The sequence below is a fragment of the Azospirillum sp. CT11-132 genome (genome assembly GCF_047302835.1).
Classification (GTDB): Bacteria; Pseudomonadota; Alphaproteobacteria; order Azospirillales; family Azospirillaceae; genus Azospirillum.
In genome coordinates, this window is the sequence record NZ_JBGLZA010000002.1 from 695,698 (window position 1) to 715,809 (window position 20,112).

General features: G+C 68.2%; 16 protein-coding genes. 6 read left to right on the forward strand and 10 right to left on the reverse strand.

The features are described from left to right. Positions 1–19: 19 nt before the first annotated feature. From hutG to ACCD06_RS04940, 3 genes are read right to left on the reverse strand one after another with little or no spacing between them, the layout of a single operon-like run. Positions 20–835, reverse strand: coding sequence for an N-formylglutamate deformylase (hutG, locus tag ACCD06_RS04930; RefSeq protein ID WP_413339418.1), 816 nt, complete (start codon positions 833–835; stop codon positions 20–22). After that, a complete protein-coding gene (hutH, locus tag ACCD06_RS04935; protein ID WP_413339197.1) occupies positions 835–2,370 on the reverse strand; it encodes a histidine ammonia-lyase in 1,536 nt (511 codons plus the stop codon). Before hutH ends, hutG begins: the two co-directional genes overlap by 1 nt. Then, the gene (locus tag ACCD06_RS04940; protein ID WP_413339199.1) at positions 2,367–3,731 is read right to left on the reverse strand and encodes a formimidoylglutamate deiminase; all 1,365 of its coding nucleotides are present in this window, start codon (positions 3,729–3,731) and stop codon (positions 2,367–2,369) included. Before ACCD06_RS04940 ends, hutH begins: the two co-directional genes overlap by 4 nt. A gap of 96 nt (positions 3,732–3,827) precedes the next feature. Here ACCD06_RS04940 and hutI point away from each other — a divergent pair, with 96 nt between their 5' ends. The 3 genes from hutI (at position 3,828) to hutU (ending at position 7,649) form a co-directional block, all read left to right on the forward strand. Beyond that, positions 3,828–5,075: an imidazolonepropionase gene (gene hutI, locus ACCD06_RS04945; protein WP_413339201.1), complete on the forward strand. Its 1,248-nt coding sequence runs from the start codon at positions 3,828–3,830 to the stop codon at positions 5,073–5,075. Then, positions 5,072–5,800 (forward strand): histidine utilization repressor, encoded by a 729-nt coding sequence (gene hutC, locus ACCD06_RS04950; RefSeq protein WP_413339203.1) that lies wholly within the window; start codon positions 5,072–5,074, stop codon positions 5,798–5,800. The genes hutI and hutC overlap by 4 nt, the downstream gene beginning before the upstream one ends. 166 nt (positions 5,801–5,966) lie before the next feature. Next, positions 5,967–7,649 (forward strand): urocanate hydratase, encoded by a 1,683-nt coding sequence (gene hutU / locus ACCD06_RS04955; protein WP_413339205.1) that lies wholly within the window; start codon positions 5,967–5,969, stop codon positions 7,647–7,649. Between the two features lie 60 nt (positions 7,650–7,709). On the opposite strand, the gene ACCD06_RS04960 is transcribed toward hutU, so the two are convergent. Continuing rightward, positions 7,710–9,038 (reverse strand): GH1 family beta-glucosidase, encoded by a 1,329-nt coding sequence (locus ACCD06_RS04960; RefSeq protein ID WP_413339207.1) that lies wholly within the window; start codon positions 9,036–9,038, stop codon positions 7,710–7,712. Between the two features lie 202 nt (positions 9,039–9,240). Here ACCD06_RS04960 and ACCD06_RS04965 point away from each other — a divergent pair, with 202 nt between their 5' ends. Then, on the forward strand, positions 9,241–10,266 hold the full coding sequence (locus tag ACCD06_RS04965) for a hypothetical protein (RefSeq protein ID WP_413339209.1): 1,026 nt from the start codon (positions 9,241–9,243) through the stop codon (positions 10,264–10,266). Positions 10,267–10,285: 19 nt separating this feature from the next. On the opposite strand, the gene ACCD06_RS04970 is transcribed toward ACCD06_RS04965, so the two are convergent. The 6 genes from ACCD06_RS04970 to ACCD06_RS04995 form a co-directional block, all read right to left on the reverse strand. Next, positions 10,286–11,659 carry a GAF domain-containing protein gene (locus ACCD06_RS04970; RefSeq protein WP_413339211.1) on the reverse strand — a complete coding sequence of 458 codons (1,374 nt, stop codon included), beginning with the start codon at positions 11,657–11,659 and terminating at the stop codon, positions 10,286–10,288. After that, positions 11,656–12,141, reverse strand: a complete 486-nt coding sequence (locus ACCD06_RS04975; protein ID WP_413339213.1) for a hypothetical protein — start codon at positions 12,139–12,141, stop codon at positions 11,656–11,658. Before ACCD06_RS04975 ends, ACCD06_RS04970 begins: the two co-directional genes overlap by 4 nt. A 110-nt stretch (positions 12,142–12,251) precedes the next feature. Then, positions 12,252–13,322: a transglycosylase SLT domain-containing protein gene (locus ACCD06_RS04980; RefSeq protein WP_109156654.1), complete on the reverse strand. Its 1,071-nt coding sequence runs from the start codon at positions 13,320–13,322 to the stop codon at positions 12,252–12,254. A gap of 217 nt (positions 13,323–13,539) precedes the next feature. Further along, positions 13,540–13,998 carry a hypothetical protein gene (locus ACCD06_RS04985; protein ID WP_109156653.1) on the reverse strand — a complete coding sequence of 153 codons (459 nt, stop codon included), beginning with the start codon at positions 13,996–13,998 and terminating at the stop codon, positions 13,540–13,542. A 117-nt stretch (positions 13,999–14,115) separates the two neighbouring features. Continuing rightward, positions 14,116–14,739 carry a hypothetical protein gene (locus ACCD06_RS04990; protein ID WP_413339216.1) on the reverse strand — a complete coding sequence of 208 codons (624 nt, stop codon included), beginning with the start codon at positions 14,737–14,739 and terminating at the stop codon, positions 14,116–14,118. A gap of 247 nt (positions 14,740–14,986) precedes the next feature. After that, entirely contained in the window at positions 14,987–16,438 is a 1,452-nt protein-coding gene (locus tag ACCD06_RS04995; protein WP_413339218.1) for a catalase, read from the reverse strand. A 138-nt stretch (positions 16,439–16,576) separates the two neighbouring features. Here ACCD06_RS04995 and ACCD06_RS05000 point away from each other — a divergent pair, with 138 nt between their 5' ends. Together ACCD06_RS05000 and glgX are read left to right on the forward strand one after the other, a co-directional pair. Then, positions 16,577–17,536, forward strand: a complete 960-nt coding sequence (locus tag ACCD06_RS05000) for a LysR substrate-binding domain-containing protein (RefSeq protein WP_413339220.1) — start codon at positions 16,577–16,579, stop codon at positions 17,534–17,536. A 108-nt stretch (positions 17,537–17,644) separates the two neighbouring features. Continuing rightward, on the forward strand, positions 17,645–19,981 hold the full coding sequence (gene glgX / locus ACCD06_RS05005; RefSeq protein ID WP_413339222.1) for a glycogen debranching protein GlgX: 2,337 nt from the start codon (positions 17,645–17,647) through the stop codon (positions 19,979–19,981). The last annotated feature ends 131 nt before the right edge of the window (positions 19,982–20,112 follow it).

Here is a 20,112-nt window from a genome sequence, read left to right on the forward strand (position 1 = left end):
GCCTTGCTTCCGGTTCGGATCAGCCCCGCGCCGGCCGCCAGCCGGCGAAGGCTTCCAACACCGCCGTCAGCACCCGCTGCAGCTTTTCAGCCCGGTCGGGGCGGTAGGCGAAGGGCGGTGCCTCCTCGTCCATGTAACGGTCCTGCGCCAGTTCCATCTGGATGGCGTGGACGCCGTTGGCCGGCTGACCGTAGGCGCGGGTGATGTGGCCGCCGACGAACCGCCCATTGGTGACGCAGGTCAGCCCCTCCGCCGCCGAAGCACTTTCCATCGCCGCGACGACGCGGGCGGCCAACTGCGGATCGACGCTGGTGCCGCGCGCCGTTCCCAGATTCAGGTCGGGCAGCCGCCCGTCGAACAGGCGCGGCACATGGCTGCGGATGGAGTGGGCGTCATAGAGCAGGGCGAAGCCATGCCGCGCCTTCACCCGCTCCAGTTCCGCCGCCAGCGCATCGTGGTAGGGCCGCCAATAGCCTTCGACCCGCTGCGCCACCTCGGCCTCGTCGGGGGTCTGGCCGTCGCGGTAGAGCGGCGTGCCGTCGAACAGCACATCCGGGCACAGGCCGGTGGTCGCCTGTCCGGGATAGAGGCTCTCGCCGGTCGAGGCCCGGTTGAGATCGACGACATAGCGGGAATAGCGGGCGCTGAGCAGCGTGGCACCCATGCCGCCGGCGAAGCCGTACAGGCGCGGAATGTGCCAGTCGGTGTCGCGCAGGGTCAGCGCCTCCTCCGTCAGCCGCCCGGCCAGACCGGGGGACAGCTCGGTGCCGCAATGGGGCATGCTGATGACCAGCGGCCCGTCGCCTTGCACCAGATCGTAGATCGTATCCGTCATCATGCGGTCTCCAGTTCCACCGGCATCAGATGGTCAAGCGACCCGTCGCGCACCAGGGTACCGATGGCGGCCAGATCCGGGGCGAAGTAGCGGTCGACCTCGTAGCGCGGCACCTCGGCGCGGATGGTGGCGATGGCCTGCTCCAGCCGGTCGGCGGTCTTCAGCGGACGATGGAACTCCAGCCCCTGAATCGCGGCCAATAGCTCTATGCCGACGATGTCGGCCACGTTGCCGGCGATGTCGCCCAGCCGCCGCGCCGCGAAGGTCGCCATGCTGACATGGTCCTCCTGGTTGGCAGAGGTCGGCAGGCTGTCGACGCTGGCGGGGTGGGCGAGCGACTTGTTCTCCGACGCCAGGGCGGCGGCGGTGACATGGGCGATCATGAAGCCGGAATTCAGGCCCGGTTCGGCGACCAGGAAGGGCGGCAGGCCGCTGATGGTGGTGTCGATCAGCATGGCGATGCGGCGTTCGGCGAGCGCGCCGATCTCCGACGCGGCGATGGCGAGCTGGTCGGCGGCCATCGCCACCGGCTCCGCATGGAAGTTACCGCCGGACAGCACCTCGTCGGTGTCGACCAGCACCAGCGGGTTGTCGGTGACGCCGTTCGCCTCGATCACCAGCGTCCGTGCCGCCTGCCGCATCTGGTCCAGCACCGCGCCCATCACCTGCGGCTGGCAGCGCAGGCTGTAGGGATCCTGCACCCGGTGGCAGTCGGGTCCCTGATGGCTGGCGTTCAACTCGCTGCCGGCCAGCACCTCGCGGAAGGCGGCGGCGACGGCGATCTGGCCGGGCTGGCCGCGCAGCGCGCTGATCCGGGCGTCGAACGGACGGTGGCTGCCCTTGACCGCCTCGACCGACAAAGCACCGGCGACCAGCGCCGCCTTGAAGGTGCGCTCGATCTCGAACAGGCCGGCGAGCGCCAGACCGGTCGACACCTGGGTGCCGTTGATCAGCGCCAGCCCTTCCTTGGCCTTCAGGTCGAACACCGGCAGCCCGGCGATGCGCAGACCCTCTTCCGCCGGCAGCGTCTCGCCCTTCACCCGGACATGGCCGATGCCGAGCAGCACGCCGCACAGATGGGCCAGCGGCGCCAGATCGCCCGAGGCGCCGACGGAGCCCTTGCCCGGCACCACCGGCAGCACGTCGGCCTCATACAGCTTCAGCAGCGCATCGACGAGCGCCGGCCGCACGCCCGAGGCGCCGACGGCGAGGCTGACCGCCTTGATGACCAGGATCAGCCGCACCACGCCGTCGGCCAGCGGAGCGCCGACGCCGGTGGCATGCGACAGGATCAGGTTGCGCTGGAGCGTTTCCAGATCCGCCGCGGCGATGTGGGTGTGGGCCAGCTTGCCGAAGCCGGTGTTGACGCCATAGACCGCCTCGTCGCCGCCGGCGATCCTGTCGATCAGCGCGCGTGAGCGCTCCATCCGCGGATAGGCCGCCGGGTCGAGCGTCAGGGGCGGACGGCCGCGGTAGATGCTGCGCAGCGTGTCGAGCGACAGCGCGCCCGGAACCAGGGTGATGGTCTCGCTCATCCCAGAAGTCTCCCAAGTGTCTTTTTGAAGCGGTCGGCGATCTCCTCCTCGCGCGGGTGGCGGCGGTCGCGGACGATTGCGCGTCCGGCGATCACCACGTCCCGCACCAGGGGAGCGTTGCCGGCGAAAATCCAGCCATCCAGCAGCGCGTCGCCCTTACGCGCCGCCAGCAGCGGGTGGTCGGTGTCGAGCACGACGATATCGGCGCGCAGCCCGGCGGCGATGCGCCCGGCCTCGAAGCCGGTGGCCTGCGCGCCGCCGGCCTGGGCGTCCTCCACCAGCCGGCGGGCGGTGGAGCGGCGGGGGCCGCCGGCCAGCACGGTGCGCCGTTCGCTGGTCAGCCGCGCGCCGTATTCCAGCCAGCGCAGCTCTTCCACCGGGCTGACGGAGATATGGCTGTCGGAGCCGATGCCCCAGCGGCCGCCCTGTGCCATGTAGGAGTCGGCGGCGAAGAAGCCGTCGCCGAGATTGGCCTCGGTGGTCAGGCAAAGCCCGGCGACCGCACCGCTGGCGGCGACGCCCGCCACCTCCGCTGCGGTCATGTGGGTGGCGTGGATCAGGCACCAGCGGCCATCGACCGGCTGGGTGTCGAGCAGATGCTCCACCGGGCGGCGGCTGCGGAAGGCGACGCAGTCCTCGACCTCCCGGCGCTGCTCGGCGATGTGGATGTGGATCGGGCCTTGCGGGTTGGCGGCGACGGTCTCGGTCAGCAACCCGTCCGGCACGGCGCGCAGCGAATGCGGGGCGATGCCGAGTTTCACGTCGGAGGATTCGCCATAGGTGCTGCGGAGGGCCGTGGTCAGCCGGTCGAATCCTGCCCCGTCATGGATGAAGCGGCGTTGTCCGGCTGTCGGCGGCGTGCCGCCGAAGCCGGACGCGTTGTAGAGCACCGGCAGCAGCGTAATCGGCAGCCCGGCGGTCCGCGCGGCGGCGATGGCGCGGTGGCTCATTTCCGCCGGGTCAGCGTAGGCGCTGCCGTCGCGGTCGTGGTGCAGATAATGGAACTCGGCGATGGCGGTGAAGCCGGCCTTCAGCGTCTCCACATAGAGCTGGGCGGCGACCGCCTCGAAATCCTCCGGATCCATGCGGTCGAGCGCGCGGTACATCACCTCACGCCAGCTCCAGAAGCTGTCGGAGCCCTCGCCGGAGGATTCGCCCATCCCGGCGATGGCGCGTTGGTGGGCGTGGGAATGCAGGTTGGCGATGCCGGCGACCGCCGCCCCGGCGAAGCGCTCCGCATCGGCCGGGCAGGCGGCGCCAGGCATTGCCGAGACGATCAGGCCATGCTGGTCCGTCGTGACCAGCACATCCTCCGCCCAGCCGTCCGGCAGCAGCGCCGAGGCAAAAAACAGGTTGCTCATGGGGGCGCCCTCGCTATTATAGACAACACTATACAAGTATAGGCAACCTGATGCCAAGAGGGTTGCTGTGCAAACTTGTAGGAAGGAGCCGAACCGATGCCGACCAGCGCGCCGTGGGATTCCCTGTGGATTGATCTGTCCGTTGCCACCATGGACGGCAGTGACGGCTACGGCGCCATCGCCGACGCCGCGGTTGGCATCAAGGATGGCCGTATCGCCTTCGTCGGCCGCCGCACCGATCTCACCGACGCACCGGACGCGCTGGCGACCGAAGTCCATTCGGGCAATGGCGGCTGGATGACCCCCGGCCTGATCGACTGCCACACCCACCTCGTCTATGGCGGCAACCGCGCCCGCGAGTTCGAGATGCGGCTGAACGGCGCCACCTATGAGGAGATCGCGCGGGCGGGCGGCGGCATCCTGTCCACCGTCACCGCCACCCGTGCCGCGACGGAGGACCAGCTTCTGGCCGCCACCCTGCCGCGGCTGGACAGCCTGCTGGCGGAGGGCGTGACGACGGTGGAGGTAAAGTCCGGCTATGGCCTCGACACCGAAACCGAGACGCGGATGCTCTGCGTCGCCCGCCGCCTGGCCCAGGTCCGCCCAGTGGAGGTGCGCACCACCTATCTCGGCGCCCACGCCCTGCCGCCGGAGTTCAAGGGCAACCCGGACGGCTACATCGACCGCATCTGTGCCGAGACGCTGCCGGCCATCGCCGAAGCTGGGCTGGCCGATGCGGTGGACGCCTTCTGCGAGGGCATCGGTTTCTCCGTCGCCCAGACCCGCCGGGTGTTCGAGACGGCGAAGCGGCTCGGCCTGCCGGTGAAGCTGCATGCCGAACAGCTGAGCAATCTCGGCGGCGCCCGGCTGGTGGCGGAGTTCGGCGGGCTGTCCGCCGACCATATCGAGCATCTGGACGAGGACGGAGTCGCCGCCATGGCGCAGGCAGGCACGGTGGCGGTGCTGCTGCCCGGAGCCTTCTATGCCCTGCGCGAGACCAAGCTGCCGCCGATCGAGTTGCTGCGCCGCCATGGCGTGCCGATGGCGCTGTCCACCGACAACAACCCCGGTACCTCTCCGGTCACCTCGCTTCTGCTGATGCTGTCGATGGGCTGCACCTTCTTCCGCCTGACCCCGGCGGAAGCGTTGGCCGGCATCACCCGCCATGCTGCCAAGGCGCTGGGGCTGAGCGACCGCGGCGTGATCGCTCCGGGCAAGCGCGCCGATCTGGCGGTCTGGCGCATCGAGCATCCGGCGGAACTGGCCTACGCCATCGGCCTCAACCCCTGCATTGCGGTGGTGAATGGCGGCGTGGTCCGCAGCCCCCGCATGGAGGCCGCATGAGCGACGTCATCTCCACCGCCCAGCCGCGTTACGCCCAGATCAAGGAGGCAATCCGCCGCCGCATCAGCTCCGGCGATTGGCCGGAAGGCTTCCAGATTCCGTCGGAGCACAAGCTGCTGGAGGAATTCTCGGTCAGTCGCATGACGGTCCACCGCGCGCTGCGCGACCTGACCGACGAAGGTCTGCTGACCCGCGTGCAAGGGCTGGGCACCTTCGTCGCCGAACGGCCGCCCAGTACCGACGTGGTGGAACTGCGCAGCATCGCCGACGAGATCGCCGAGCGGGGCAACGTTCATTCCTGCCGGGTGGAGCAATTGCTCGCGGTTACCGCCGATGCGGGGTTGGCGCGGCGCTTCAATCTGCCGGTGGGCGCGAAGCTGTTCCATTCCGTCGTCGTCCACTGCGAGAGCGACGTGCCGGTGCAACTTGAGGAACGCTGGGTCAATCCGGCGGTGGCGCCCGACTATCTGGACCAGGACTTCACCCGCCAGACGCCGGGCGAATATCTGATCCGGCTGGAAGCCTCGCCGCAGGTCGAGCATGTCATCGAAGCGGTGTCGCCGACGCCGGAGATCGCCCGGCTGCTCGACATTCCCGTCAGCGAACCCTGCCTGCGCGTGACCCGCCGGACGTGGGTCCAGGGACGGGTGGTGACGGTGGCGATGCTCGTCCATCCAGGGAGCCGTTATCGGCTGGGGGCTAGGTTTCAGTTGCCGCCGCCTTGAGGAGTTAGACCCCCACCCTAACCCTCCCCCGCTGGGCGGGGGAGGGGACTGCCGCCCCCCTCCCATAATCAGCACTTGCTCCCTCCCCCGCCCAGCGGGGGAGGGTCGGGGTGGGGGCAAGAGTCAGCACAACACGCATCCCCCTCCCACCAGGAGCCACCCACCCATGTCATCCCGCCTCGACAACCAGCGCGTCATCCGTGCCCCGCACGGCCCCGAACTGAGCTGCAAGAGCTGGCTCGCCGAGGCGCCGATGCGCATGCTGATGAACAACCTCGACCCCGACGTCGCCGAACGGCCGCAGGAGTTGGTCGTCTATGGCGGCATCGGCCGCGCCGCCCGCGATTGGGAAAGCTTCGACCGCATCGTCTCGGCGCTGAAGACGCTGAACGACGACGAGACGCTGCTGGTCCAGTCGGGCAAGCCGGTCGGCGTCTTCCGCACCCATGCCGACGCGCCGCGCGTGCTGATCGCCAACTCCAACCTCGTGCCGCGCTGGGCGACCTGGGAGCATTTCAACGAGCTGGACCGCAAGGGTCTGGCGATGTACGGCCAGATGACCGCCGGCAGCTGGATCTATATCGGCAGCCAGGGAATCGTGCAGGGCACCTACGAGACCTTCGTCGAGGCCGGGCGGCAGCACTACAACGGCGACCTGAAGGGCAAGTGGATCCTGACCGGCGGCCTCGGCGGCATGGGCGGGGCGCAGCCGCTGGCCGCGACCATGGCCGGCGCCTGCATGCTGGCGGTGGAATGCCGTCCCAGCAGCATCGAGATGCGCATCCGCACCGGCTATCTCGACCGCCACACCGCCGACCTCGACGAGGCGCTGGCCTGGATCAACGAGGCCTGTGCCAAGGGCGAGGCGATCTCGGTCGGCCTGCTCGGCAACGCAGCCGACGTCTTCCCCGAACTGGCGCGCCGCGCCGGCACCGACATCAAGGCCCGGCCGCACATCGTCACCGACCAGACCTCCGCCCATGACCCGGTGAACGGCTATCTGCCGCAGGGCTGGACGCTGGAGGAGTGGGAGAGCGCCCGCGAAAGCCAGCCCGCCGCCGTTGCCGCCGCCGCCCGCAAGTCGATGCGGGTGCAGGTGGAGGCGATGCTGGCCTTCCACGCCATGGGCATCCCGACCGTCGATTACGGCAACAACATCCGGCAGATGGCGAAGGAGGAGGGGCTGGAGAACGCTTTCGACTTCCCCGGCTTCGTCCCCGCCTATATCCGCCCGCTGTTCTGCCGCGGCATCGGCCCGTTCCGCTGGGCCGCGCTGTCCGGCGATCCTGAGGACATCCGCAAGACCGACGCCAAGGTGAAGGAGCTGATCCCCGACGATCCGCACCTGCACAACTGGCTCGACATGGCGTCCAAGCGCATCCAGTTCCAGGGCCTGCCGGCCCGCATCTGCTGGGTCGGGCTGGGGCAGCGCCATCGCCTCGGCCTCGCCTTCAACGAGATGGTGAAGTCGGGCGAGTTGAAGGCCCCCATCGTCATCGGCCGCGATCATCTCGACAGCGGCTCGGTCGCCAGCCCGAACCGCGAGACCGAGGCGATGAAGGACGGCACCGACGCCGTGTCGGATTGGCCGCTGCTGAACGCGCTGCTGAACACTGCCAGCGGAGCGACCTGGGTCAGCCTGCACCATGGCGGCGGCGTCGGCATGGGCTTCTCGCAGCATTCGGGCATGGTCATCGTCTGCGACGGCAGCGACGCGGCGGCCAAGCGGATCGAGCGCGTGCTGTGGAACGACCCGGCCACCGGCGTGATGCGCCACGCCGATGCCGGCTATGACATCGCCATCGAGTGCGCCAAGGAGCAGGGGCTGAACCTGCCGTTCCTGAAGTAAAGCGGGTGACGTGACTTCTCCCTCTCCCGGGGGGGAGAGGGGATCCGTCGCTGATTGCCCTCACGCACCCCGGATCAGCTCCGAATACCAGCGCGCGGACTCCTTCGGGATCCGCGCCTGGGTTTCGAAATCGACCCGGACGATGCCGAAGCGGGTGCCGTACCCGCCGCCCCATTCGAAATTGTCCAGCAGCGACCAGACGAAATAGCCGCGCACGTCGGCGCCCAGCCCCTTCGCCTCCGCCATCGCGGCGATGTAGGCCTGGAGGTAGGCCAACCGCTCCGCATCGACCACCTTGCCATCAGCGTCGGGCGTCTCCGCCGCCTTGGTGCCGTAGCCGTTCTCGGTGACGTAGATCGGCAACCGGTAACGCCGGGTCAGGTCGACAAGCGTCTCGCGGAAACAGCCGGGGTCATAGGGCCAGTCGATGGCCGTCCGCTTCATCCCCGGCGGCGGCGAGCCGAAGCCGAAGCCCCAGATCAGGCTGTCGTCCCGGCGCCCGTAGACCGGCGCGTAATGGTTCAGCCCGAACCAGTCCACCGGCCGGGCGATGCGCGCCATGTCGCCGGGCTGCACATACGGTTCGATGGCCTCGGCGATGCGGCGCGGATAGTGAGCCAGCAATTGCGCGTCGGGGAAGGCGCGGTTCCAATGCTCGTCGAACAGGGCCGCCGCCTCGACGTCCTCCGGCTTGTCGGTCTCCGGCCGCATCGGCTGGACGCTGTGCACCGCGCCGATGGAAGCCCCCGGCACCAGCGCCCGCAGCACATCCACCCCGGCGCCATGGGCGAGGTTGACGTGGTGGATCGTCTTCAGGTGGGCGGCGCGGTCGGCGATGCTGGGCGCGCCCCAGCCGAAGGCCCAACCGAACAGGGTGAAGACCGAGAACTCGTTGAAGGTGGCCCAGCGCTTCACCCGGTCGCCATAGCGCCGCGCGCACAGCGCCGCATAGTCCTCGAACCAGCCCACGCCGTCCCGCGTGCCCCAGCCGCCCAGATCCTGCAAGGCCTGCGGCAGGTCCCAGTGATAGAGGCAGAGCCAGGGCTCGATCCCCTTCTCCAGCAGCCGGTCGATCAGCCGGTCGTAGAAATCCAGCCCCTTTTCGTTCGGCGCCCCCCGCCCGCGTGGCAGCACCCGCGGCCAGGAGACGGAGAAGCGGTAGGCCTGCAAGCCCAGATCCGCCATCAGGTCCACATCCTGCGGCATCAGGTGGTAATGGTCGCAGGCGACGTCGCCGCTCTCGCCATTGTCGACCCGGCCCTTCAGCTTGCAGAAGCTGTCCCAGATGCTGGGCGCCCGCCCATCGGCCTCGGCCCCGCCCTCGATCTGATAGGCGGAGGTCGAAGCGCCCCACAGGAAGTCTTTGGGAAAAACCGGACGTTCGGCCATGGCGGATCACCCGAATGGAGAGTGGTTGGATCCTACCCCTTTCCCGTCCGGGTGGAAGGGGCCAATCGTCGCTGCGGCGGGTGGCGCGGGGCACCACCATCCGTCGGGTAAAGCGTCACCATATCGCGGTCGACAGGACGGCGCGGCGCTCCTATGGTCACGCCAACCGGACGAGCGAATTCAAAAAGGGGATGGGCGCATCATGGCGAAGAAGGACGGAGTCAACGGCAAGGGCGGCCAGTTCAGCGGGACGCCGGCCGACCGGCTGGTCCGGCTGTGGCGCAACAACGACGAACGTTTCGGCGCCCTGCTGGACGAGGTGCTGGACGGCAACCGCCAGGGCGTGATCGAAGCCGCCTTGGGCAAGCTGCGCGAGGAGGAAGGCTACGACTTCATGGACGAGGTCGAGGCCTTCTCCGAGACGGCGCAGAGCACCGACGAGCATGGGGACCCGACCCTGTCAACCTTGTTCTGGGTGGCGCTGGAGGTCGAGGGCAGGCTGGACGAGCCGCCGTCGGTCGATGCCATCGAACGCGCGCTCGATTCGGCCGGTCTGCTGGAAAAGGCGACCGACATGCGGCTGCTGCCGCTGTGGCTCGATCCGGAACCGCTGTCCTACCTGGAGGCCGCCGACCGCCGCACCCTGCTGCGCCGCCTGATCGACTCGCCCGAGGCGGCGGAAACCTTCATGCGCGAGCAGGATCTGGTCGCCGCCCCCGACGATATCGGCACCCGCCTCGTCGGCGTCGTCGGTCTGGTGATCGAGGAGGATGAGGAGCGGGAGGGCGAGGCGATGCCCGACCCGCTGAACCTCGGATTCTCCGGCGAGGGCGAGGAGATGGAGATCGACCCCATCGAGCAGGAGCGCATCCGCCAGTCGATGGCCGCCTTCGCCGAGGCGGTCGCCACCGCCGACCCGCGGGTGAAGCGCTGCGAGCCGGTCGGCGGGCTGAACGACCTGCTGGACTTCACCGCCGAGGGCGTCTGGCCGGACGACACCGTGGCCAGCTTCGACGAGATCAACGACTTCCTCGACATCGCCGGCAACGAGACCGGCGACGGCATCCTCGACGTGACGGCGGAGCAGACGCCGGAGGGCCTGCAGGTGCGCGCCTACAACTCCGACGGCGTGCTGCTGGACGAGCGCAGCTTCGACCTGACCGGTGACCGGGCGGAAGAGGCGCTGGCCCTGATGAAGCGCCGCTGCCGCCGCGTCAGCGAGGGGTAATCCGCCTCTCTCCGCCCTCTCAACTCATCTCCTCCAGCCGCAGGGGCTTTTCCACCAGCAGGCGGAAACGGCCCCGGCCGGTCTTCTCGATGCGCAGGGGGCCGCGGCGGTCGGCCAGCCGGCGTTGCAGCAGGATCAGCCGCGCTTCCAGGTTCTCGGCGAGGTCGGGCAGCGGGATGTCGGGCGCCAGCCGCAGTTCGCGGTTGGTGAAGTCGGTGCGGCCCAGCGTGGTGTGGTCGCGCACCAGCTTCCACAGGATGGCGCCGGCCACCCCCTTGATCAGGTAGTCATGGTCGAGGAAGACGCTGTCGTCGCTGGCGTAATGGCGCACGGTGATCGGGGTGCCGATGGCAGGTGGCGCGTCGGCCGGGGCCGGCACCTCTTCGGCCTCCGCGCCATGGGCTGGCGGCAGGCCGCGCATCAGCGTGCCCAGCTGTGCGGCGAGCGTCGCCAGCGCATCCTCGTCGTCATAGGTGAAGCGCATCTCCTGCGCGCTTTCCACGAACAGCACGCCGGCCAAATCTCCGCAGGTCCCCGGATGCGCCAGGATCGGCACCGCCAGCTGGCTGTGCGGCCGGTCCAGACCGGGGAAGGGGATCTCGCGCGCGATGCCCGCTGCCGTCCCCTCCCGCATCGCCATGCTGTAGGTGACGTCGGTGGTCATGTGGGTGATGCGGATCGGCACCCGTTCGCGCGCCGCCATGCCGATCACCCCGTCGCCGGGCGCCACCTCCCACCCGATGCCGCTGCCGCGGCTTGAGGCCTCATAGCCCAGCGCCGCGACGGTGAACAGCCGGCCGCTGGCGGCGTCGGGCAGCAGGATCAGCGCATGCTCCACCCCGAACAGATCGCGCAAGGCGGCGATGGCGCGGTCGAGCAGGTCGGACAGGTCTGCGGCGCCGCGCAACCCCTCGCAGGCGCGCCGGACCGCCGACAGCAGGCTGCGCGGCCGGACCGGGGCGGGCAGGGGACGGCCGCCGGCGACCGCCTCGATCGCTACCACCCGGAACAGGTCGGCGCCGCGCAAGCGGAACACTTCCGCCATCCCGACATGGGAGGCGATGCCCGACAGCTTCGCCTTCATGCTCTCGAACAGCGGCCCGTCCGTCTCGGTGCGCAGATAGGCCAGCCGCAGCCGATACTGCGCCCCGGTGGACGGGTCGATCACCTCCAGTTGGGCGTCCGGATTGGCCAGGATGTTGGCCCGCGTCTTGTTGAAGAACTGATAGGACAGGGCGATGTGGCCTGGATCGACGTAATGGACCTGCGACAGCTGCGACACGTTCGGCGTTCCCTCGGCGTCCGCCGTGGCGATGGTGCCGGGGATCACGCCCTCCAGGCAGGTCCGGATGGCGTCCAGGGTAAGAGCATTCTGGGGCAGGGGGCTGTTCATGCCAGAATCCGCTCGCCGGCCTTTGGTCCCGGCGTCTGGTCGAAGACCGCGGCGGGGGCCAGATGCAGCGCCACCAGATCGCTCGGATCGAACTCCATCACCGCCCGGACGAAGGCTTCCGTGAATCCCATCCCGGCCAGCTCTGCGATGAAACCGTCGATGTAGGGACCGGGCAGCGCCGCCTCTTCCACCGTCGGCGCCGCCATGGTGGCAGCGTCGTCCTTGATCTGAATGGACCGGTGGGTGCTGGGTTCGGTGAAGACCACGGCCAGCCGCCCGGTCTCGGCGACGGCGGCGACCAGCGCGGCGTTGGCGCGCCCGTCGATCAGCACGGTCAACCGTTCGCCGCCCGGCGACACCCGCGCCGCCACGGCTCTGGCCACCAGCGGGCGCCCGTCGCGGTCACTGGTCGCAACATTGACGCTGAGGCTGCGGTCCAGGAAGTGCCGGACCGTCTCGTCCAAACCCCTCACCTGCCGCATGTTCCGCCGCTCCGCATTGCCGACCAGCCGTCAGCATAGCGCCGCCGCCGGCCCGGCGGCAAACCAACCGAAGGACGTCATCCATCGGCGAAGCTTGCGGCGGAGCCTGTTCAGGCCCCCGGTGCCACCACGAAACAGGCCATGCCGATGTTGACCAGTCCGCTGCAGGCGCTGGCGGCATCCTGCTGCGACAGGCCGGACAGGCGGGCGCGATAGAGCGGACCGGTCTGGGTATCCACCGCCTGGACGACCCGTTGCGAACGCGACAGCACCGGCATGGAATTGCGGGCGCGGTCGATCACGCGCTGGCTGTCGTCGGGCGAGCGGAAGGCGCCGAGCTGCACCGTCCACACCCCGCCGCCGGCGGTCGCCGCCCCGCTCATCGTCGCCACCGGACGCGGCGCCGGCGCATCCGGAGTCGAGGTATCGGGCGCCACCACCCGCACCGCCGGTGCCGGCGTCGGTGCAGGAGCCGGCAGGGCGGCCACGGCGATCGGCGGCCGACTCGCCGCCGGGCGGCTGCTGGCGGGAGGGGTGTAGGACGGCGCCGGATTGACCGGGGCCGAATAGGAGGAGGACGGCCGGGCATAGGGCGAACCGTAATCCGGCGGCGAATCGGAGGACGGCGCGCTGACCAGCACGATGTCGGCGCCGTTGGGCGCCGGGGTGCGGTTCAGCCGCGGCCCGACCGACGCGATGTAGCGGCGCGTCTCGCCCGGCAGGCCGCGCTTGCCCGCCAGATAGTCGCCGTAACAGCCGGGACCGCAGTTGTAGGCGCCGAGGAAGCCCGGCGCGCCGAACAGGTTGTACATCTCGCGCAGATACGCGGTGCCGGCGATGATGTTGTCATGCGGATCGAAGGGGTCCGAACCCAGATTGTGCTTGCGCCGCATTTCGTCATAGGTCGCCGGCATCACCTGCATCAGCCCCATGGCGCCAGCCTTGCTGACAATGGGCTTGCCGTTGACGGTCGTGCGCCCGCCGCTTTCCTGGCGGATGACCTCGCGGATCCACAGCTCCGGCATGTCGAAGCGCTTGGAGGCTTCCGCGACATGCGCGTCGATTTCCTCCGGCGAGGCGACGCGATGTGTGCCCCCGCCGCTGGCGCAGGCGCTCAGCAGGGCGGTCAAGGCGGCGCAGGTCAGCAACGGCTTCAGGCGACGCACGGAACCCCCGGTCATCGTTCAGTTCAACTTTAGGATAAGCCCGATTTGGAGGTAGAGACCTTTGCACATTCCCGGCCCGCCGTAAACCGTCCCAGCTGTGACCTTCGACGCGGCCGGAGAGCGCGGGAGGGGAGGGGGCTTCCAATCCTTCGGACGGACAAGCGGCCGTCCGGGTATCTGCCGTCCGGCGTGGCCTATGCCGGGATTTCCCTTGCCTGGGTTTAAAGGGCGATCAGCTCTCGCGATCGTCGTCGGGGTCGCGGCGGGTGGTGAGTTCGCGCATCAGCCGTTCCTTGGCGGTCTTGCGGCTTGGCCGGCTGCCGCCACGCCCGAACAAGCCGCCTCTCAGCCCGCCCAGCAGGCCGCCGGCTTTCGGCTCCTCCTCCGGCTCCTCGGCCATCTGGGCGCGTTCCGCCTCGCGCCGGGCCAGCATGGCGGCGCGGTCGACCAGCGGGTTGCGCAGCCGGTGCGGCAGCGCCCTGAAGGCGAGGTTGGCGCGTTCCAGGTCGGCCAGATCCTCGGTGGAGCGGGCGATGCGCAGCGCCACCCGCAGCAGGTCGAGTCGCCACGCATCCTCCGGCGCATGCGGCAGCGTCTCCGCCGCCGCCAGCAGGGTATCCAGCCCCTTGCCGGTCAGCGCGCTGGTGGATCGTTCGCTGCTGGATTTATCGGTGTCGCGGTCCCGTCCCATTCCGTCATCGAAGCTGTCGCGCTGAAGGCGGACTTTAGGACGGCTCGACAGGATTTGTCTGCCCCCATGCGGAGACCACACCATTCGGGTGGGCGCAGGCACCCCACTCCGTCGGCTTCAATCGCGAAACGCTACGACGATCATGCGGTCGGAAGCCTTGGCCGGTTTGAAGAACGGCCTCAAAGGCTGGTTCGACGTGTGGACGCCGGTAAACCCCGTCGGGAAATTATGTGTCCTTTTGAATTGCGCAGCGCCAAGAGGAACATCGGTCTGATAGTCGAAATAGGTTAGCTGTCCATTGTCGCGCACAGCTGCGATCCAATGCGCACCAATAATCTGTTTGAAGTCGCTGTTGTATTTTCCCACAAGAACAAGGAAGTAGGCCCCATCCGGATATCCATTCATGAAATGCTCTGCGGCGGGGATCATCAATGGGTTGTCTTGCGAGCCGTTCACGACGATGTTCTGGCAACCGTGTGAGCGGAGATAGCTCACAATCCCTTCGACCTGTCCCTGAATGTAGCGGGCAGAGTCGATCTTCGTTCCGTTTCTTTTTTCCTGATATCGGACGAAGATTTGCGAAACGAACTCGCCACTGAACGGAGCGTTGACGTTGCCGCCGACAATCGTGTTCAGTTCCTGCATGATGGTTCCATAGTTCTCGTCCATCAGGCCGGCCAGGGCACAGACGGCGCAATTCGATTCCGCCACCATTCCGTTCGGCGCGTTGTTAACTGGCATTTCCCGCACTCCTTTCGACCTTCGGCTGTGCGGATGCTCTCAAAGAATTGTTCGGCCGGTCAACCAAAGTCTTGCGGCAGATCGCGAAATAAAAACGACCCTCCCCCCGTTGCCGGGAAGAGGGCCGCAAGTCAGTCGGGGAAATGCGCGGCTGGATGCCGGCGGTCATGCCGACACCCACGGGGATGGGCGCGGCATCTCGAAGCCGGCCCCTCCGCTTTCCAGCGGAAGGACCGGAAAACTCACCTCACTCCGCGGCCTGCGCCACGGTCAGCCCCAGCCGTTTGGCGACGCCCTCGCCATAAGCGGGGTCGGCGGCCAGGAAGTGCTTCAGCTGGCGCTGCTGGATGAACAGCGGGGCCTTGCCCAGGCTGCCGGCGATGTTGTCCATCAGGCGGTCCTGAGCCTCGGCACCGATCAGGCGGAACAGCGCGCCGGCCTGGGCGTAGTCGTCGTTGCCTTCGCGGTGGTCGTAGGCGGCGGCGTCGCCGCTGATGCGCAGCGGCGGCTCGCTGGCAACCCCGGTCTGGACCGGGCCGCCGAAGCTGTTCGGCTCGTAGTTCGGCCGGCCGCCGCCGTTGCCGTCCACCCGCATGACGCCGTCGCGCTGGTAGTTGTGGACCGGGCAGCCCTGCGGCTTGTTCACGGGGATCTGCGCGTAGTTGCCGCCCAGCCGGTAGCGGTGGGCGTCGGCATAGGCGAACAGCCGGCCCTGCAGCATCTTGTCCGGGCTGAAGGAGATGCCGGGCACCACGCTGGCCGGGCTGAAGGCGGCCTGTTCGGTCTCGGCGAAGAAATTCTCCGGATTGCGGTTCAGCACCAGCTCGCCGATCTCGATCAGCGGGTAATCGGCGTGCGGCCAGACCTTGGTCAGGTCGAACGGGTTGATGCGGTAGGCGTCGGCCTCGGCCTCCGGCATGATCTGCACCGAGACGGTCCAGGCCGGGAAGTCGCCGTCCTCGATCGAGGCGTACAGGTCGCGGGTGGCGTGGTCGGGGTCGATGCCGGCCATCGCGGTCGCCTGCTCGGCGGTGAAGTTCTCGATGCCCTGGCGGGTCTTGAAATGGTACTTGACCCAGAAGCGTTCGTTCGCCGCGTTGATCCACGAGAAGGTGTGGCTGCTGAAGCCGTCCATGTGGCGATGGCTGCGCGGGGTGCCGCGGTCGCTGAACAGGATGGTCAGCTGGTGCATCGTCTCCGGTGACAGCGAGAAGAAGTCCCACACGGCGGTGGGGTCCTTCAGGTTGGTGGCCGGGTTGCGCTTCTGGGTGTGGATGAAGTCGGGGAACTTCAGCGGATCGCGCAGGAAGAAGACCGGTGTGTTGTTGCCGACCAGATCGTAGTTGCCTTCCTCCGTATAGAACTTCACCGCGAAGCCGCGCGGGTCGCGCTCGGCATCGGCGGAGCCCTTTTCGCCGCCGACGGTGGAGAAGCGCAGGAAGACGCCGGTCTCCTTGCCGACCGTCGACAGGAAGGCTGCCTTGGTCCATTGCGTCACGTCGCGGGTGACGCGGAAGGTGCCGTAGGCGCCGGCGCCCTTGGCATGCACGACGCGCTCCGGAATGCGTTCGCGGTTGAAGTGGGCCAGCTTCTCGATCAGGTGGAAATCCTGCAGCAGCAGCGGACCGCGCGGCCCGGCGCTCAGCGAATTCTGGTTGTCGGGAACGGGCTGGCCGAAGCTGGTGGTCAGGGTGCTCATCCGGGTCATCCTCGTTGGGGCGGTGTCGCCTGAAGCGGCGTCATTGTCTGTGCGCTATCATTGTCTCGCCCCTGGTTATCCGGCGTCTTGAACGATATATCCAAGACATAGAAGGAAATGCACCAATAGGCTCCACCTATGAATCTCTCCGGCCTGTCCCTGCGTGACCTGGAATATGTCGTCGCCGTCGCCGAGCTGCGCCATTTCGGCCGCGCCGCCGAACGCTGCGCCGTCAGCCAGCCATCGCTGAGCGCCCAGATTCGCAAGCTGGAAGAAGCCCTTGGCCTGTCGCTGTTCGAACGCACCAGCCGCAAGGTCCTGCTGACCCCGCGCGGCGAGGCCATCGTGGCGCAAGCCCGCGTGGTGCTGGAGGAGGCGCGGCGGCTTCTGACGCTGGCCGACGGGTCGGACGGGGCACTGACCGGCCGGCTGCGGCTGGCGGCGATCCACACGCTGGGCCCCTACCTGTTTCCCCACATCCTGCCGGCGCTGCGCACGACCTGGCCCGACCTGACCCTGATCCTGTCGGAAGGCCGCACCGACAGCCTGCTGGAGGAATTGCGCGACGGCCGGCTCGACGCCGTGCTGCTGGCCCTGCCGGTGGAGGGCGACGGGCTGGCGGCCGAACCGCTGTTCTTCGAACCCTTCCTGCTCGCCCATCCCGCCGGCCACCGCCTCTGCGCCATACCCGGCCTGTCGCTGAACGACCTCGACCCGGCGGAGCTTCTGCTGCTGGAGGAGGGGCACTGCCTGCGCGATCAGGCACTGGCCGCCTGCGGTCTCAGCGCGCGGGGCGGCGGCGTCCATGCCACCGGACTGGAGACGCTGCGCCACATGGTGGCGGCGGGGGCCGGCTGCACGCTGATGCCGGTCCTGGCGGTCAAAGGGGCGGCCAAGGGGGAGGATGGCCGCGCCGCCACGGTCGGCGGGCTGGTGGAATACCGTGCCTTCGACGGTCCGCATCCGCCCGGCCGCGTTATCGGTCTGGTCTGGCGCGCCAGCGACCCGCGCGACCGTGACCTGCGTCAACTGGCAGACTTGTTGCGCCGCGACCTGCCGGCCGGCACGGAGCCCGCCCTATCCCAAAGAGATGACTGACGGGGGGAAGGAACAAGCGCCCATCGGCCGGGTTGAAGGCTCCGCCCGCTCTCCTCACTGTTCAGGGGACGGGTGTGACTTTCGATACAGGCGGAGAAACGGGCGATCATGGCGAATATCCTGAAACAAGCGACACGGCTCGGTGAAGGATTGCCCTTTCCGTTGGGTGCGACCTGGGACGGGCTCGGCGTCAACTTCGCGCTGTTTTCCGCCAACGCGACGAAGGTCGAACTGTGTCTGTTCGATGAAAGCGGCGAGGAGGAGCTTGAGCGCATCGAGCTTCCCGAATTCACCAACGAGATCTGGCACGGCTACCTGCCGGACGCCCGTCCCGGCCTGCTCTACGGCTACCGCGTGTACGGCCCCTACGAGCCGGAGAATGGCCACCGCTTCAACCCGAACAAGCTTCTGCTCGACCCCTATGCCAAGGAGCTGGTCGGCGAGATCCGCTGGAACCCGGCCCATTTCGGCTATGTGATGGAATCGGGCGACGACCTGACCTATGACGAGCGCGACAGCGCGCCCTTCATGCCGAAATGCAAGGTGATCGACCCGGCCTTCACCTGGGGCCGCGACCACAAGCCCGGCACTGCCTGGGACCGCACCATCTTCTACGAAACCCATGTGAAGGGCTTCACCAAGCTGCACCCGGCGGTGCCCGACAGCCTGCGCGGCACCTATGGCGGCATGGCGGTGAAGGAGGTGGTCGACTACATCAAGTCGCTCGGCGTCACCTCGGTGGAGCTTCTGCCGGTCCATGCCTTCGTCCAGGACCAGCATCTGGTCGACAAGGGTCTGGCGAATTATTGGGGCTACAACTCCATCGGCTTCTTCTCGCCGGAGCCGCGCTATGCCGCGTCGGGCAACGCCATCAAGGAATTCAAGGAGATGGTCGCCCATCTCCACAATGCCGGGCTGGAGGTGATCCTCGACGTCGTCTACAACCACACCGCCGAGGGCAACGAGCGCGGGCCGACCCTGTCCTTCAAGGGCATCGACAACGCCTCCTACTACCGGCTGATCCCGGACCAGCAGCGCTACTACATCAACGAGACGGGGACCGGGAATACCGTCAATCTCAGCCACCCGCGCGTGCTGCAGATGGTCACCGACAGCCTGCGCTATTGGGCGACGGAGATGCATGTCGACGGCTTCCGCTTCGACCTCGCCACCATCCTCGGGCGCGAACCCTACGGCTTCGACGAGGGCGGCGGCTTCCTCGACAGCTGCCTGCAGGACCCGATCCTCAACAGCGTCAAGCTGATCGCCGAGCCGTGGGACTGCGGCCCCGGCGGCTATCAGGTCGGCAACTTCCCGCCGGGCTGGGCGGAGTGGAACGACCGCTATCGCGACACCGTCCGCGCCTTCTGGAAGGGCGACGAGGGCAAGCTGCCGGAGGTGGCGCCGCGGCTCTGCGGCTCTGCCGACCTGTTCGACAAGCGCGGGCGCAAGCCCTGGGCCAGCGTGAACTTCATCACCGCCCATGACGGCTACACGCTGAACGACCTCGTTTCCTACAACGACAAGCACAACGAGGCGAACGGCGAGGGCAACAACGACGGCCACTCCCACAATCTGTCCTGGAACCATGGGGTGGAGGGTCCGACCGACGATCCAGAGATCAAGGCGCTCCGTGAACGGCAGAAGCGCAACATGCTGGCGACGCTGCTGCTGTCTCAGGGCTCGCCGATGCTGCTGGCCGGCGACGAGTTCGGCAACACCCAGCACGGCAACAACAACGCCTATTGCCAGGACAACGAGACGGCGTGGCTGAAGTGGGACGGCATCGACGAGGACGGGCAGGCTCTGATCGAGTTCGTCCGCCGCGTCGTCGCGGTTCGCCAGTCCTTCCCCATGCTGCGCCGCGGCCGCTTCCTCTCCGGTGAATACAATGCCGAGTTCGACGTGAAGGACGTCACCTGGCTGACCCCGGCCGGCGACGAGATGGACGAGAGTCATTGGCACGACGGCAATGCCCGTTGCCTGGGCATGCTGCTCGACGGCCGCGGGCAGGCCAGCGGCATCAAGCGCCCGGCGATGGACGCCACCCTGCTGCTGGTCATCAACGCCCACCATGACGTGGTGGAGTTCACCCTGCCGGAGGTGACCGGCGGCAGCGTCTGGCGCTGTCTGCTCGACACCAACCTGCCCGACCCCGACGAGGTGCCGCGCGTCAACACCGGCGAGGGCTACATCGTCACCGGCCGGTCGCTGCTGCTGCTGGCCCTGGAACCGGAAGGCAAGACCTCCTTCGCGCTGCGCCGCGCCGCCCGCGCGCTCCGCAGCGTCGCCGAGAGCCCGACGCTGTCCTTCGGCGAGGAGAGCACGGACGAGGAGAAGCCCGAGGAACCGGTCGAGGTGAAGGTGGAGGAGACAGTGGAGGCCGAAGCGGCAGCGGAGACCGCGCCGGTGAAGGGTGAAGCTCCCGCAAAGAAACCGACTTAACCCGACGCCACACTCCCTCTCCCGTCCCGGGAGAGGGAAGGGGCCCAAGCGGAGCTTGGGAAGGGTGAGGGGTGTTCCAAGGATCAGGAATCCATGTCCGGATCACCCCTCACCCTCCCCACTTCGTGGGT